12 protein-coding genes are annotated in these 14155 nt (G+C 65.7%); 1 reads left to right on the top strand and 11 read right to left on the bottom strand.

The features are described from left to right. Positions 1-38: 38 nt before the first annotated feature. The 9 genes from AC5Y4H_RS07055 to AC5Y4H_RS07015 all read right to left on the bottom strand — a co-directional run bounded on the left by AC5Y4H_RS07055 (position 39) and on the right by AC5Y4H_RS07015 (position 11439). Complete coding sequence (locus AC5Y4H_RS07055) at positions 39-1595, bottom strand: MCE family protein (protein ID WP_499979766.1); 1557 nt, start codon at positions 1593-1595, stop codon at positions 39-41. Further along, positions 1589-2764: a virulence factor Mce family protein gene (locus AC5Y4H_RS07050; protein ID WP_499979764.1), complete on the bottom strand. Its 1176-nt coding sequence runs from the start codon at positions 2762-2764 to the stop codon at positions 1589-1591. Before AC5Y4H_RS07050 ends, AC5Y4H_RS07055 begins: the two co-directional genes overlap by 7 nt. Next, entirely contained in the window at positions 2764-4254 is a 1491-nt protein-coding gene (locus tag AC5Y4H_RS07045) for a virulence factor Mce family protein (protein WP_499979763.1), read from the bottom strand. The genes AC5Y4H_RS07050 and AC5Y4H_RS07045 overlap by 1 nt, the downstream gene beginning before the upstream one ends. Continuing rightward, on the bottom strand, positions 4251-5810 hold the full coding sequence (locus AC5Y4H_RS07040; protein WP_499979761.1) for a virulence factor Mce family protein: 1560 nt from the start codon (positions 5808-5810) through the stop codon (positions 4251-4253). Before AC5Y4H_RS07040 ends, AC5Y4H_RS07045 begins: the two co-directional genes overlap by 4 nt. Continuing rightward, positions 5807-6847 carry a virulence factor Mce family protein gene (locus AC5Y4H_RS07035; protein ID WP_499979760.1) on the bottom strand — a complete coding sequence of 347 codons (1041 nt, stop codon included), beginning with the start codon at positions 6845-6847 and terminating at the stop codon, positions 5807-5809. The genes AC5Y4H_RS07040 and AC5Y4H_RS07035 overlap by 4 nt, the downstream gene beginning before the upstream one ends. Further along, positions 6844-8151: an MCE family protein gene (locus AC5Y4H_RS07030; RefSeq protein WP_499979758.1), complete on the bottom strand. Its 1308-nt coding sequence runs from the start codon at positions 8149-8151 to the stop codon at positions 6844-6846. Before AC5Y4H_RS07030 ends, AC5Y4H_RS07035 begins: the two co-directional genes overlap by 4 nt. Before the next feature lie 5 nt (positions 8152-8156). Continuing rightward, positions 8157-9029, bottom strand: a complete 873-nt coding sequence (locus tag AC5Y4H_RS07025; protein ID WP_499979757.1) for an MlaE family ABC transporter permease — start codon at positions 9027-9029, stop codon at positions 8157-8159. Between the two features lies 1 nt (position 9030). Beyond that, positions 9031-9783 carry an MlaE family ABC transporter permease gene (locus AC5Y4H_RS07020; RefSeq protein ID WP_499979755.1) on the bottom strand — a complete coding sequence of 251 codons (753 nt, stop codon included), beginning with the start codon at positions 9781-9783 and terminating at the stop codon, positions 9031-9033. A gap of 339 nt (positions 9784-10122) precedes the next feature. Further along, complete coding sequence (locus AC5Y4H_RS07015; RefSeq protein WP_499979753.1) at positions 10123-11439, bottom strand: acyltransferase family protein; 1317 nt, start codon at positions 11437-11439, stop codon at positions 10123-10125. Between the two features lie 91 nt (positions 11440-11530). On the opposite strand from AC5Y4H_RS07015, the gene AC5Y4H_RS07010 reads away from it, so the two are divergent. After that, the gene (locus tag AC5Y4H_RS07010; RefSeq protein WP_499979751.1) at positions 11531-12502 is read left to right on the top strand and encodes an aldo/keto reductase; all 972 of its coding nucleotides are present in this window, start codon (positions 11531-11533) and stop codon (positions 12500-12502) included. Between the two features lie 18 nt (positions 12503-12520). Here AC5Y4H_RS07010 and AC5Y4H_RS07005 read toward each other — a convergent pair whose 3' ends face one another. Both AC5Y4H_RS07005 and AC5Y4H_RS07000 read right to left on the bottom strand, forming a co-directional pair. After that, complete coding sequence (locus AC5Y4H_RS07005) at positions 12521-13621, bottom strand: NAD-dependent epimerase/dehydratase family protein (protein WP_499979750.1); 1101 nt, start codon at positions 13619-13621, stop codon at positions 12521-12523. A gap of 7 nt (positions 13622-13628) precedes the next feature. Next, positions 13629-14141: a nuclear transport factor 2 family protein gene (locus tag AC5Y4H_RS07000; protein WP_499979749.1), complete on the bottom strand. Its 513-nt coding sequence runs from the start codon at positions 14139-14141 to the stop codon at positions 13629-13631. Positions 14142-14155: the final 14 nt, after the last annotated feature.

Genomic DNA, 14155 nt, shown 5'->3' with positions numbered 1-14155 from the left:
AGTCTGCCCCGCCGCAACCTCATCGAAGTAGCGCGTGCTCAACGGCTGGCCCACGGCGCCAGCATGTCCTTCCAGCCGTCGTCACCCGTTTTGCTCGAATTGTCGACCGCATACTTGACACCGTCAGGCCCCACCAGTTCGCCACTCTGGGGGGCGTAAACGGCGCGGGGAGGACCGCCGGGGGTGTAGACGCATGGATTGGGTTGCTGCCCATTGCATTCGACGGTTCCGGATCCGGGCCGCTGCAGTGGGTCGCTGATCGGGGGCGGCGTCCCCGCTACCCGGTCCGAGGGCGCCGGGTTGAGGCCGTTGTCGACCGACGGCGCAGGAATCACCAGGCCGGGCTTCACGGGCTGGTCACAGCGCGCTGCGGGGGCCGGGCAGGTCAGGATTTGGTTCGGTTCGCCGAACCAGGGGTTGGTGCCCAGCGGAACGTACGGCTTGGCGTCGCGGCAGTCCCGCGGCGTCGCGGCGCGCTTACCGGGAACATCGACGCACGGAAGGTTCCGTGCGCCGCGCACGGCGTTGGCGGGAGTGTCCTGCGGTATTTTGCAATAGATTCCAGGCGGCATCGGCTCCAGGCTGGTGTCCGCCGGAGACCGCCACTGGGAGGCGGGGAGAAACCCGGTCAGGCACGGCGGGGGCTGATTGATCGTCAACGAGGTGCCGAGTGACGCATAACCCGGGAAGGCCGACGTGACGGTCTGGCCCTCCGATGCGCCCTGTGGGTAGGCAACCAATAGTTGCTCGACGCCCTTGTGGTAGCGCTTGAGCATCTCGAGCACGATCGCGAGGTTCGCCAGTGTCTGCGGCAGCGACTCGCGGACGTCGCCGAATACGTCGTTGACCTGATCGGCCGTCGGGGCTCCTTGAGACAGGATGCTCTGCACGTGCTGATCGTTTTCCGCACTTTGGGCAGCCAGGATGTCCAGGTTGTGCGACCAGCGCTCGATCGAGTCACCGGAGTTGACCTGGCTGTCGATGATCGGCCCCGAGTTTTGGATGATGTCGTTGACGTCTCCGATGTTGGTCTTGAAGTCACCGGCGATGGCCTGCGTCGCATCGACCAGTCGTTGCAGGGCCGGGCCCAATCCGCCGACCGCCTGGGCCGTTTCGTCGAGCAAAGAGGCGATCTTGTCTTTGGGCAGTGCCGCGAGCCCGCGGTTGGCCGCATCCAGCGCCGGCCCGATCTCAGTGGGCACCGTGCCCGTGGTGATGGTCTGACCCGGCGAGAAGTACTGGCCCGGGTTGCCCGACGAGACCAGGTCCAGATACTGCTCACCGACCGCCGACACCGAATGCACGTTCGCGGACGCGTCAACCGGGATCCTGTACCGGTTGCCGATGCTCATGGTCACCCGCGCTCCCGCGGCGGTCGGCTCGACGGCGGTGACCGTGCCGATGGTTTCACCGCGGTACGTGACATTGGACGTCTTGTACAGCCCGCCCGACGCGGGCAGGTCGGCCTTCAGCGTGTACTGGCCGATCCCTGCAGCAGTGGGAATCTGCAAGTAGTACCAGCCCAGCGCCACGGCCGTGACGGCCGTGAGGATTGCGAACATGACCAGCTGTCGCTTGATGAAGCGGGTCAGCATTGCCTGTCCGCCCTTTCGACCAGGGGGCGGCCCGGAAAGTCGTTGGGGTTCGGCGTAAACCGGACGTCGGGAATCATCGTTTCGGGGTCGCGGCCCCAGGATTGCTCGAGTGCGCGCAGCGCTCCGGAGAATCCGGTGCCGGTGAGCACTGCGTTGTCGACCGCGCTCATGGTCAGGTCGAGCGTCAGCGACAGGTTGAAGTAGTCGCCACGAAACGCCTTGGGCACCGCGTCGAGGTCGAACGGGCGCACCAGGATTAGCTTGAGTGCGCGAATCAGGTATGGAGCGCCGCGGCCGAGTTCTCGCAGCGGGCACTGCAGCGACTGCAGATCCTGGTGCAGGTCGCTTTGCGAGGCCGACAGGTATCGGTCGGTGAGCTGGCTGAGCCGTCCGGTCGCGTCGATCGCGTCGACGAGAAGTTGCTGTTTGTCGGCGAAATGCTTGAGCAGTGGCGGGAATTCGGTGAGGACCCGGTCCAGGACGTCCGAGCGGGGGCCCACGTACGCCAGCAGCCGATTGGTGGAATCGATGGCTCGGGTGATGTCGGCGCGCTGCTCGTCGAGCCGCGCGGTGAAGGTGTCCAGCTTGCCGAGGAACGCGTGAATCTGGTCGGCCCGCCCGTGCACGATGTTGTAGACCTCGTTCTGAAGCACTTCGAGGTTCGGGACGCCGCCGCCGTGCAGGACGATGGCGAGGCTTGCCAGCGTCTGCTCGGTCGTGGGGTAAGTGGACGAATTCTTCAGCGGGATGGTGTCGCCGTCCTTGAGTGGCTCCGGGGACGGGTTGGGTGGCACAGCTAGCTCCACATGCTGAGAACCAAGGAGACTGGTCTGCCCGATCTTGGCCGTCGCGTTCTTGGGCAGCTTGACGCCCTTGCCCAGACGTAGCGTGAGCGTCGCGACCCAGTTCTTCAGTTCTATCGCGCGCACCGTGCCGACGAACACATCGGCCACGCGCACCCGGCTGTTGTCATTGAGCGCCAGCGTGTCGGGCAGCTGCACGTAGACGGTGTAGGAGCCGGGCCCGGAGCCCGGGCCACCAGGCATCGGAACATTTGCAATCCCATGCCATTTCGCGCACGATGCCAGCACCATCGCAATGCTCAACAGGGCCAACCCTCTCCGGGTGCGGCGCCGGGCGCGAGAGCCGAATGCACGCATCGCATTCATCACGATCCCGCTCCTGTCGATGCGGCCGCGGGGGTCGGCGCGACCGGACCGGGCGCCACGGGGTTCTCGTCGTACGCGTTCGGCGGTCCCGGCTGGGTCTGCAGGCCCGGCGGCGGGGGAGTCGCGTCCGGGCCGCCCATCAATTCGGCCAGGGATTCGGGGGTCATCAGGTCGCCGGTGATCGGTCCGACCTGCGTGCCCTGCATGCCGGGCGCCGCAATCCAGCCGGGCTGGGTGTTGCGGTGCGACAGCGGGGTATCGGGCACCCAGATTCCGGGCACCGTGGTGTCCTTGTATCCGTTCGGTGGGTGCAGCCGTTCCTCGGAGTAGGCGACTTCTTTGGGCAGCGTCTCGGCGGTGCTGAACAGGTTCAGCCCAACCGGCGGGTAGTTGAACTTGATCGCGTCGAGGATCGGTGCCAGGTATTGCGCGCACAGTTCGGCCGAGTCCTGATAGCCCAGCCGGCTGCCGGCTTGAATCATGCTGCAGACGAACTGCATTGGGTTCGCGAAATTCGGGATCGCTGGGATGGACATGACAGCGCCGTGCGACGGGTGATAGATCTGGCTCAAATTGGTTTCCAGCGTCGGCAGGACGTGCAGGGCGGTCTCCAGGCCGTTCAGCGGGTCGGGTTGGACGAGTGTGGTGGTCAGGGTGGCGAGGTTGTCGACGTCGTGCGTGAGCACCTCGTGGTTCTTGGTCAAGAACGGCCGCAGCGTGGAGAGCAGGTTGTCGAATTGCTGTAGGGCAGTGGAGAGGTCGCGGTCGGACCCCGTCAACTTGTCGGTGAACTGGGCCATGTTCTTGTTCAGCGCGACGAATTGCTGGTCGTCTTTGTGCAGGGCGTTGACGAACTGGGCCAGACTGTGCACCACCGCGAAGAAGTCGCCACGGCCCTCGTTCAGCGCGGTCAGCGACCGCGACAGGCTGTTCAGCGTGGTGTTGATCTGCTTGCCCTTCCCGGCCAGCCCATCCGCGAAAGACTCGATGGCGTCCCCGAAGGGTCCCTTCGGTTGCTCCGGTGTCGGGCCGAGCTTGTTGATGATGTTGGCGACGCTTTCGCGCAGTTCGTCCCACTCCGTCGGCACCTGAGTGCGCCCGATCGGGATCACCGCGTTATCGGCCATCACCGGACCACCTTTGTAGGGTGGCTCCAATTGAATGCTGCGCGACGCCACCAGGGTGGGGCTCACGACCACGGCGGACGCGTTGGCCGGCACCTTGTATTTGTTGTCGTAGTGAAAAGTCACCTTCATCTTGTCGCCGGCTGGTTCGATCTTGTCGACCGAACCCACGCGAACGCCCATGATTTGGACTTTGTCCCCGGAATACAGCGCGTTCGCCATTGGGAGATAAGCGATTACGGTGTTGGTGGTCAACTTTTGGTACAGCCGCCAGGCGACGATGGCGGCGACCAGGGCCAGCAACACCGCCAGCGCTGCAATGACCGTCCGGGGCCGCAGTTTGCGGATGTGAAAGACGCTGCTCAATTCTGGCTCCCTCCGGTGATGCCGCTGCCACCCGTGCCGCCGGGGTTGACGAACGGTGCCGGCAGCTGCGGCCCGGGCCCCGGTGGGGCGGTTGGCCCTGGCGGCAGTCCGGGCGCGAATGTCGACGGTGGCGGGGTGGGGCCGGCGGGTTGCAGGTTCTCGGTGCGCGCGCCCGGGGGAGCCTGGGTGGGCAACGGAACCGGTGTGCCCGGGACGTCGGGTGGGGGTTCGCCCGGTCGCCCGGCGATCGGGATTCCGGGGGTCGGTGGCAGGCCGTTCGGGTTGGGCGGCGAGGTCTGCACATCAATCGGCGCCGGGAAGCTGCCGCCGAACGGGCCGCCGTCAACACCCGTGCACGGCAACGGGTTCCACGGCCTCGGCAGGGCGTCGGGCGGCGGCGTGTACGAGCACGCCGTTCCGGGCGGGACGGCCGGCCCCGGATGATCCGGGGTGCCCTCGAGCACCGGAGGTGCGGGTGGCGGCGCGCCGTTGGGGAATCGGGTGCCGTTGGGGTCGGGCCAGCGGAACTCGGGCAGACCGGCGCTGCGCCAGAAGTCTTCCGGGTCGATGCCCCGCTTCTTGAAGGCGGCGTCGACCCACGGCTGCAAGACCCAATAGGGCAGCAGGTTGGACAGGACTATCTTGAAGTACGGTCCCGATGCGACGGATTCCCCCAGTGATGCGGCGAATTGACTGACGTACGTGAGGGTTTGGGCCAGGTCGTCTTTGCGTGCAACCAGCACGTCGCTGATTGCACGTAGTTGCTCGAGCACGGGATTGAGGTTCGGGTTGTCGTTGACGAACCCTTGCACCTCGGTCGAGAAGGCGGAAACGTTATGCAGCAGAGCAGCGATGGCACGACCGCGTTCGTTGAAAGCGGCCAGCAGCGTCTTTGCGTTGACCAACAACCTGTTGATTTGTTCGCTGCGGTCGCCGAGCACGCTGGCCACCTGGTGGGCCTGAGCGAGTAGGTGCTTGATCTGTTCGTCGCGTTTGCCGATGGTGTCGGAGAACTTGGCCAGGCCGTCGAGTGCCGAACTCAGATGCGGGGAGGTCTGATCGACGGTCTGCGACAACACGTTCAGCGACTGCTTGACGGTGTCGATGTTCCAGCCGGTGGCGGCCCTGGTGACGTCGAAAGCCGCGTCGTAAAGCTGGTAGGGCGTCGTGCTCTGGCCCAGCGGCAACCCTTCCCCGGGCCGCAACGGCCGACTTCCCCGCGGCTCGATCTCGAGCACCTTCTTGCCCAGGATGGTGTCGGTCTTGATCGCGAGCCGGCTCTCGGTGCCGATGGTGTTGGCCCCGATGGAGAACTTGATTCGGACGTGGTCGCCGTCGATTTCGAACGCTTCCACCTTGCCGACGTTCACGCCGGAGATGCGCACCTTGTCGCCCTTGTTGAGTTGACCGGTGTCGGTGAATTGCCCGTAATAGCTCGGATTCGCGAACATCATCGGGATACTGGTGAAGCTCTGGCCGACGGCGACCACGAGCAAAAGCACGGTGATGCCCATCAGCCCGACTCGGCCGCGGTTGAATTCCGTCAGCGTTCTCATTGCGGCGTGCACCTGCCCGTGGGTTGCTGCCAGATTCGAACTGTGCGCACCGGGCCCCCGGCCTGCAGTCCGTTCCATTTGATCGTGAGGTCGCAGACGTAGAAGTTCACCCAGTCCCCGTAGAGCCCGATGCTGCGGCCGATCAGGTTGAGCGCGGTCGGCGTTTTGTGGATCAGATCACCGAGCTGATCCCGTTGGTCGACGAGCGGCTGCTGCAGGGCCTGCAGGTAGTTGATCGCCTTGTGCAGCAAGGCGCGGTTGTCCGAGAGCAGGTCCGCCACCGTTCCGGCGGCGTTGCTGATGTTCGCGGTGCCGGCGGCCAGCGGGTCGGCGTGGTTTTGCAACCCGGTGATCAGTTTTTCGAAGTTGTCGACGGTCTGGTCGAACTCTTTGCGATGCCGAACAGTGGTGTCCAGCACCGTGTTCAGATTCTTGATCACCTCGCCGATCGCCTGGTCGCGTTCGGCGATGTGCGCGGTCAGCCGCGCGGTCTGGTCGAGGATGTCGTTGATGGTGCCGCCCTGCCCCTGGAAGACGGTGATGATGGCCGACGCGATGGTGTTGACCTTCTCCGGATCGAGCGCCCGGAACAGTGGCTTGAAACCACCGATCAGGGCGTCGAGGTCCAGCGGCGGCGACGTTCGGGACAGTGGGATGAATCCGCCCGGCGGCAGGACCCGGTCGACGCCCTCGCCGTCGCCGCGCTTGAGCTCCAGGTAGCGGTCGGCGAAGAGGTTGAGATAGCGGATCTGTGCGGTCGTCGACTGGAAGAGCGTTGTCGAGCGGTCGACGTCGAAGTCCACCAAAACCCGCTGGCCGCCGTCGATCAGGCGCACCGCTTTGACCTTGCCGATCTCGACTCCCGCGGCGCGGACGAACTGGCCGTTTTTCAGCCCGCCGGCATTCCTGAACTCCGCGGAATAGGTGTTGGTGCTGTTGAAGCGCATCTGGGCGAACACCACGACAATCGACACGGTGATCAGCAGCAGCACCAGTGAGACGATGCCGAGCTTGATCGCGGAGCCGGTGATTTTCATGGGTTTATCGTGTTGTCCCCGACCTGACGGCCCCACACGTACTCGATTGCGTACGGCGAGCCGGTGTCCAGGTGGTTGTACGGCGCGAGGCTGGCGCCGGTGTCGACCACCAGGCTCGGCGCCGGCCACAGGTCATGGCTGACGGCATGCCAGCAGCCCGGCGCACCCCCTGGGCCGCCGTGGGCGTTCACCCGTGGCAGATTGTCCGGATACACAAAGGGATTCGGCGCACCGCCGACCAGCCCGGCCAGCCCGAGGAGACCCAAGGTGGCCGCCGTGCCGGTCAAACCGGGAAGCGTGAGGATGTTTCCCAATCCCGACGTCAGCTCGGTCATTGTTTTCAGCGCGTAGCCGTTGCCGCCGCCGGTCGTTTCGTAGGCATGGGGCTCTTCGTCGTAGTAGTTGCGGATGGTGCAGAAGATCTCGGGGCTGTAGGTGTCGAGCAGTCCGGCGGTGGTAACCAGATCGGCGGTCCCCCGCTGCAGGTAGGGGCCGCCACGGGCGACGATGTCCGCGCCGGTATTGCCCAGCCCGGTCGCGGCCAGCAACGCGGCATCCAGGTCGGCCTCCTGACGGTGCAGCGTTCGCGCCGTGATCACCGCGTTGTTCAAGGAGTCGAGCAGATCCGGCGCGGCGTTGGCGTAGATGTCGCCCAGGGCCCCCAACTGTTGAATGTCATGCCGGATCTGCGGCATTTGCGGATTGATGTCGTCGAGGATGGCGTTGGCGTTGACGATCGACTGCCCGAATTTGTCGCCCAACCCGGTCAACGCCTGCGCGGCCGCGGCCAGCGTCATGTTCACCTTGACCGGATCGAGCTTCTCCGTAATGGCGGTGATCGTCTCGAAGAGCGTATTGAACTCCGTTGTCACCGACCTCGCATCGATCACATGTTGTGACGTGATACGTTGCGGTGCAGGGTGTTTTGGAGAGGTCAGCGACACGTACTTGTTGCCGAACACCGTGGTCGCCTTGATGTTCGCGTCCACGTTGGCCGGAATCAGTTCGATATATTTCGGATTCACGTTCATGACGAACCTGGCCACCGGAGTCCCGTCACGCTCGACCTCCGAAATGCTGGCCACCCGGCCGATTTCCACGCCGTTGTAGGTGACCTTCGACCCCGGGTCCATTACCAAACCCGACCGGGGGGCCAACATCGTCAAGCGGGTCGTCGGCGACAGTTGGCCCCGAAACTGCAGCCACACGAACGCCAGCACCGCGGCGGCGACCACCAGGAATACCGACGCCGCCGTCCGGTACGGCGGGATGCGTGGCGAGTTCTCCTGAACCGGGCGTGTCATGGCGGCTACACGGTGAGGTTGAAGTTCGGCGTTTTTCCGTAGACCGCCATCGCGGTCAGCACGACCACCACGACGATCGTGATCAGCGACAGCCGCATCGATCGGCCGACCGCCTCGCCGACACCGACCGGGCCGCCGGTGGCGGTGTAGCCGTAGTAGCAGTGGGTGGTCATCACGACGACTGCAACAAGGATGACCTCGGCGAAAGACCAGCCCACGTCGTTGAGGCGCAGGAATGTGTGGAAGTAGTGGTTGTACGTGCCGACGGACTGTCCGTAGAAGAAAACCGTGGTGACCTGTTGGGACAGGAAGGCCATGGTCATCGCCAACCCGTAGAGCGGGATGATGACGATCAGACCCGCGACGACCCGGGTGGACGCCAGGTAGGCGACCGACCGGATACTCATCACCTCGAGCGCGTCGATCTCCTGGCTGATGCGCATCGCGCCCAGTTCGGCGGTGGCGCCGGCGCCGACCGTAGCGGCCAGCGCCTGACCGGCGGCCACCGGCGCCACGAACCGCACATTGACCAGCGCGGCCAAGAATCCGGTGAACGCCTCGACACCGATGTTGCCCAGCGTCGCGTAGCCCTGGATGGCGACCAGCGAACCCGCGGACAGCGTGATGAAGCCGACGATGGCGGCGGTGCCACCGACCACGGCCATCGCGCCGCTACCCATGCCCATCTGGGCAACCATTCGCAGCAGCTCCCTGCGGTAGCGGTGCATCGCGAAGGGGATCTGCCCGATGGCGGTCAGTGCGAACCACACCATTTGACCGATCTCGACCAGCAGCCGGTCCGGGGCGGCGCCGTACCGGCTGAGGGTCGCCCGCGGAAAGCGGATGTGCCGTGCGGGAACCGCTGATGTCGTTGTCATCTCAGCGCCCCGTTCCGAATCGGACGCCGATGGTGGTCAGCGCCGCGTTGACCGCGAACAGCGCGATGAAGCACAGCACCACCGTCTCGTTGACCGCAGTGCCCAACCCTTTGGATCCGCCGCGGACGATCAGCCCGCGGTAACAGCCGACCAGGCCGGCGATCAGGCCGAACGTGGCGGCCTTGATGAACGCGATCACCACCTCGGGCAGGCCGGTGAGCGCCGTCAGCGTGGAGAGGTAGGCACCGCTCGAGACGTTCTGCAGGTACACGCTGAATAGGTAGCCGCCCCCGAGGCCGACGGCGACTACGAGACCGTTGAGCAGCACCGCGACGAGTGTCGAGGCGACGACGCGGGGCACCACCAGCCGGTGGATGGGGTCGATGCCGAGCACCTCGAGCGCGTCGATTTCCTCGCGGATGGTGCGCGCGCCGAGGTCGGCGCAGATGGCGGTGCCGCCCGCGCCGGCGACCACCAGCACCGTCACGATCGGGCCGAGCTGGGTGACCGCGCCGATCGCGGCACCGGCACCGGAGACGTCGGAGGCGCCTATCTCTGCCAGCAAGAGGTTGAGCGTGAAGATGAGCAGCACGGTTTCAGGGATGGACACCGCGATGGTGGGCAGCAGCGATACCCGCATGAGAAACCAGCCATTCCAGATGAACTCGCGCCACTCGAACGGCTGTCTCAGCGCTTTGGCCGTCAGCACGCACATTCTGAAGAAGCCGCCGGCCACCTCCGTGCCCGGCCTCATCCGTCGGCCTAATTTGCCGGCGGCCGTCAGCGCCGCGGTCATGTCGGGCCGCACACAGTTGCGGGACGGAGACGGCAGCGGCAAACGTGCTCGCGAATCGCGAGCCGGTTCGCGGTCGCGCAGCCTCGTGAAAATAGTTGTGCTGCAGGGTATCCGGCATTCAATGCGTGCTGCTGAGGGATTTCGCCGTCCTGGACGTTCACGCTGTCCAACATGTGCTCGCTCCCTCATCGGCCCGGTGCTTGAGCATTCGAGGATTCCGAGCCTGCCGGCGACGTTTCTCTCCGCGTCCGACGCCGGCCAGGGCACTACGGCCCCTCTTGCAGGGCCGAAAGTCGCTTAGCGAGGGGCGACCCGCGCGCGAGCTGCGACGCGGGCCATGGGGCGAAACGCCGCCAGCAGCGCTCCCGCGGCGAAGATCGCTGCGGTCAGCCAGGGAAAGCGTCCGTCGGGAGCGAAGCCCTCGGCGGCAACCAGGGACAAAGCGTATGCCGCCATAGCGGCGCCGGCCAGCATTGCCGGTTCCGCCCAGCGCTCCGTGAGCGGGACACCGAGCAGGGGCAGCGGAGCCGCGAAAAGCCTTCGCGCCCAGAACAGCAGCACCAACTCGACCGCGGTCACCACGCTGAGGACGACCACCCATTCCAGCCGGGCCAGCCACCAATCCGCGCTACCTTCGGGCGGCTGCGGCAGGAGTCCGGCCGGGTAGCCGACGATCGCTACGACCACGACGGGAATCATGTGCCACAGGTAAAGGGCCATGATGTTGTTGTTGGCGATGGACAGCGCGCGCTCGACGCGCATGGCGCGCAGCGCGCGGTTGAGCGCTGGAGTGACCGCCATCGCAATTCCGGCTTGGGCGCACCCGAACGCCAATAGGGCCACGGTAGGTGGAGTCGTGTTGTCGATGGTCTGTCCCGGAACTCCGATCATGCTGACCGGATAGATTCTCAGCCATACCAGCAGCGCCAGCACCACTGCAGCAGCACCGGCCAGTAGCCAGGGCCTGCGTCCGGCCAATGATCCGCCGTGCCAAGCGATCCCGAGTTGATACAGGGTGCCCCAGCCCAGCAGATAATTGACCCAATTGAGGTAGGGCACGTGGCCCGCGAGCCGGGCGACATCCACCATCGCGACGACCAATGCGAGAACACCCGGCACCAGTAACCCCCAACGGCGTTGCGCGGCAATCGCAATCGGCGTCAGCGACACGACAACCAGATACACGGCCAGGAACCACAGGTGCATGGCCACCGCCCAGCCGGCGTACTCGAGGATCGAGCCGGGCACGCCGCAGGCGCCCAGCACAACCACAACCACCGACACCAGTGCGGTGTACACAGCCGTCGGACCGAGCACTCGCGCCAACCGGCGCTGCACCCAGGTCCGGCGTGAAACTCCGTCGGTGTCATGCCGATGCGTCCAGGACACGGCGCCGGCGTAGCCGGCAACCAGGAAGAACGCCGGGACAGCCTGGAAGGGCCAGGTCAGCCACTGGGTCCAGGGGATGTCGACGAGCGGGTTCTGCCTGCCGAACTGCCCGTCGTGGTAGGTCACCGATCCGGCCAGCCAGTGTCCCAGCACGATCAACACCACGCCCGACACGCGGTAGTAGTCGACCGCCAGATTGCGCTCCGGGGTGTTTGCGCGGTCCATCAGATCGGGGGAAGCTCGACGCGGTACACAGCGCCACGGTACCGTTCGGCACTCGTTGAGGCTCCGCGCAACCGTAAATAGGAGACATCTGATGAAACTGGCTCAACTCGCCGAGCTGCAGGTCGGTCGCCTCGGGCTGGGTGCGATGGGGATGTCGGTGGCCTACGCCGGCGCGGGCAGTGACGATGCGGAATCGATCCGCACCGTTCATCGCGCCATCGACCTGGGTGTCACGCTGATCGACACGGCCGAGGTCTACGGCCCCTACGTCAACGAGGAACTTCTGGCCCGTGCCTTGCGGGGCCGACGCGATCAAGTGGTCCTGGCAACCAAATTCGGCCTGATCTCGCACACCGGCCGCGAGGGTCTGGACAGCAGCCCCGCCAACATCCGCATCGCCGTGGACGGTTCGCTGCGACGGTTGGCGACCGATCATATCGATCTGTACTACCAGCACCGACTCGACCGTCAGACCCCGATCGAAGACACGGTCGGCGCGTTGGCCGAGCTGGTCGCCGCCGGGAAGATCCGGCACATCGGTCTGTCCGAAGTCGGCGTGGACACCATTCGTCGCGCCCACGCCGTGCACCGGATCGCGGCCGTCCAGTCCGAGTACTCGCTGTGGACGCGCGATCAAGAAGACGAGATCTTGCCGGTGCTACGCGATTTGGGGATCGGCTTCGTCGCCTACTCGCCGTTGGGCCGTGGCTTCCTCACCGGCGCCATCCGCTCCACGCAGGAGCTGCCCGACACCGACTACCGCAAGACGAACCCGCGGTTTTTCGACGACAACTTCGCGCACAACCTGCGGTGCGCGGACGAGGTGCGCGACATCAGCGCGGACGTCGGCGCGACGCCGGCCCAGGTCGCCCTGGCCTGGCTACTCGCGAAAGGCCCTGACATCGTGCCCATTCCGGGAACCAAGCGTGTCACGCGCCTGGAGGAAAACGTCGCAGCCGACGCGGTGGAGCTGACTGCCGACCAACTGGCGAGACTGGATGGACTCACTCCACCGGTCGGAGGGCATCACGCCGATGCGCAGATGGCATGGATTGACCGCTAGCGACCGGTGCTGGTCGCGCTAGTCGACGCTGGCTAAAGCCGCTGTGCCATATTTCTTTTCGATCAACGACCACGGGGCGGCGTAGGGGCCGCGTCCCTCGATCCGGCGCTGAACGATCAACACCGCGCGCAACGCCGGCCGCAGCAGAGGCGCAAGCACCCGCAGCACGGTGCGCACGCGGCCCTGCGATTCGGCGATCCACGCCAGCGTCTGACTCCAGTCGTGCTCTTGAAAGTCGAGCAGCGCCTGCGCCTCGGTGGTGTCGTACCAGCCGGTGAAACTCCAGCCGCGGTCGTCGGCCGGGTCGCCGGGCAGGCCCGCGGCGGGCCCGAGTGGGCCCAGGCCGGCCGCGCTCATCAGATCGTCCTGCAGGCTCTGCTGCAGCAGCACGTACGTTTCGTTGCCGCCGACGAGCACGACCTTGCCGGAGATCGAGGCCTCCCGGTCGACGCCGTTGGCGAACGCCAGCGCCACATCGCGCGCATCCACCGTGTGGATGCGGTTGTCGATCGGCATCGAACGCATGAGTATGAGGTAGTCACCGTTGATACCGGCTTGTGTGTCCGGGGAGATGACACCCGCAAGCCGAAACAGCGCGTATGGCAGGCCGCTACCGCGGATCGCCGCCTCGGCAAGCACCTTGTCCTGGCCGTACTGATCGATGGGGTTCACCGGGGTATCCGGGGTGATCCGCTCGGGCCGACGGTAGGGGTTGCGCGATCCGTACACCGCGGCACTGGAAGCCATGAGAAACAGTGGCGGGCGGGGGAGTGCCGAGCAGGCCGTCAAGAGATTCTCGGTGCCGCCCACATTGACGCGCCGGGCCAACCCCGGGTTGCGATATGACGGTGGGGACACGATGGCGGCCAGGTGAATGACGGCCCCCGGCTTGTGGGCGGCAATGAGCTGGTCCACCGCCTCGGCGTCCAGCAGATCGGTGTAGGCGGGAATCAACGTTCCCGAATGATCCGCGCCGGCAAGCTCTTTAGCGGCCGCGACCGTGCTGTCGGTGCGCAGATCCATCGCGATGACGGTTCGCCCCCGTTCCAGCAGGATCTGCGTGCAGCGCTTACCGACTTGCCCGAATGCGCCGGTGACCAATACGGTTTCGACGGTCATCGCCGCGTCACCGATCGATCAGCCGGCCGGCGATCTTGCCGATCGCGGTGCGGACTCGGGGAGAGACGTAGATCGAGCAGAACGGCGTCACGATGTCCTCCCGGAGGCGAGTTAGCTTAGAGCTCTTGATAAGCCACCGGCCGGCGACGCTCTCATAGGTCTCGTGGTAGTGGCCGTAGCCCACCAGGGTGACCCCCGGTCCGAATCGAACAACGTCTTGCAGCGCCCATATCCCGCGCGCCGTCGTCGCGGAGGTGAGCTCGATTTCGGGCGTGTGTACCTGGTGGGCGGTGGGCTGCGTCGCTCGGCCAAGGGCCCGACGCGTGAACCCCACGAAGTCGTCGGCGCCGGCGATCACCTTGCCGCCCGCTTCGGACGTGTCACTGACGAAGTCGTCGGTAAAGATCGTCCGCCAGGCCGCCCAGTCCTTGGTGTCCAGGTAGCGGCAGTAGCGGGCCTTGAGCTGCTTGATCGATTCGATCGCCGGCAGCGTCTCGTCGATCAGGCCTTCCGGTGTCATTGCGGCTCGATTCT

Source organism: Mycobacterium sp. NGS58 (genome assembly GCF_059812385.1).
The sequence above is the reverse complement of the archived record's forward strand: the minus strand, read 5'-3'. Positions and strand labels throughout refer to the sequence as shown.

Excerpts from the sequence above, each read along its gene's own strand:
- AC5Y4H_RS07025 (WP_499979757.1), bottom strand. The coding sequence starts at position 9,029 with ATGACAACGACATCAGCGGTTCCCGCACGGCACATCCGCTTTCCGCGG.
- AC5Y4H_RS07000 (WP_499979749.1), bottom strand. The coding sequence starts at position 14,141 with ATGACACCGGAAGGCCTGATCGACGAGACGCTGCCGGCGATCGAATCG.
- AC5Y4H_RS07040 (WP_499979761.1), bottom strand. The coding sequence starts at position 5,810 with ATGAGAACGCTGACGGAATTCAACCGCGGCCGAGTCGGGCTGATGGGC.
- AC5Y4H_RS07035 (WP_499979760.1), bottom strand. The coding sequence starts at position 6,847 with ATGAAAATCACCGGCTCCGCGATCAAGCTCGGCATCGTCTCACTGGTG.
- AC5Y4H_RS07055 (WP_499979766.1), bottom strand. The coding sequence starts at position 1,595 with ATGCTGACCCGCTTCATCAAGCGACAGCTGGTCATGTTCGCAATCCTC.
- AC5Y4H_RS07020 (WP_499979755.1), bottom strand. The coding sequence starts at position 9,783 with ATGAGGCCGGGCACGGAGGTGGCCGGCGGCTTCTTCAGAATGTGCGTG.
- AC5Y4H_RS07030 (WP_499979758.1), bottom strand. The coding sequence starts at position 8,151 with ATGACACGCCCGGTTCAGGAGAACTCGCCACGCATCCCGCCGTACCGG.
- AC5Y4H_RS07015 (WP_499979753.1), bottom strand. The coding sequence starts at position 11,439 with ATGGACCGCGCAAACACCCCGGAGCGCAATCTGGCGGTCGACTACTAC.
- AC5Y4H_RS07005 (WP_499979750.1), bottom strand. The coding sequence starts at position 13,621 with ATGACCGTCGAAACCGTATTGGTCACCGGCGCATTCGGGCAAGTCGGT.
- AC5Y4H_RS07010 (WP_499979751.1), top strand. The coding sequence starts at position 11,531 with ATGAAACTGGCTCAACTCGCCGAGCTGCAGGTCGGTCGCCTCGGGCTG.
- AC5Y4H_RS07050 (WP_499979764.1), bottom strand. The coding sequence starts at position 2,764 with ATGAATGCGATGCGTGCATTCGGCTCTCGCGCCCGGCGCCGCACCCGG.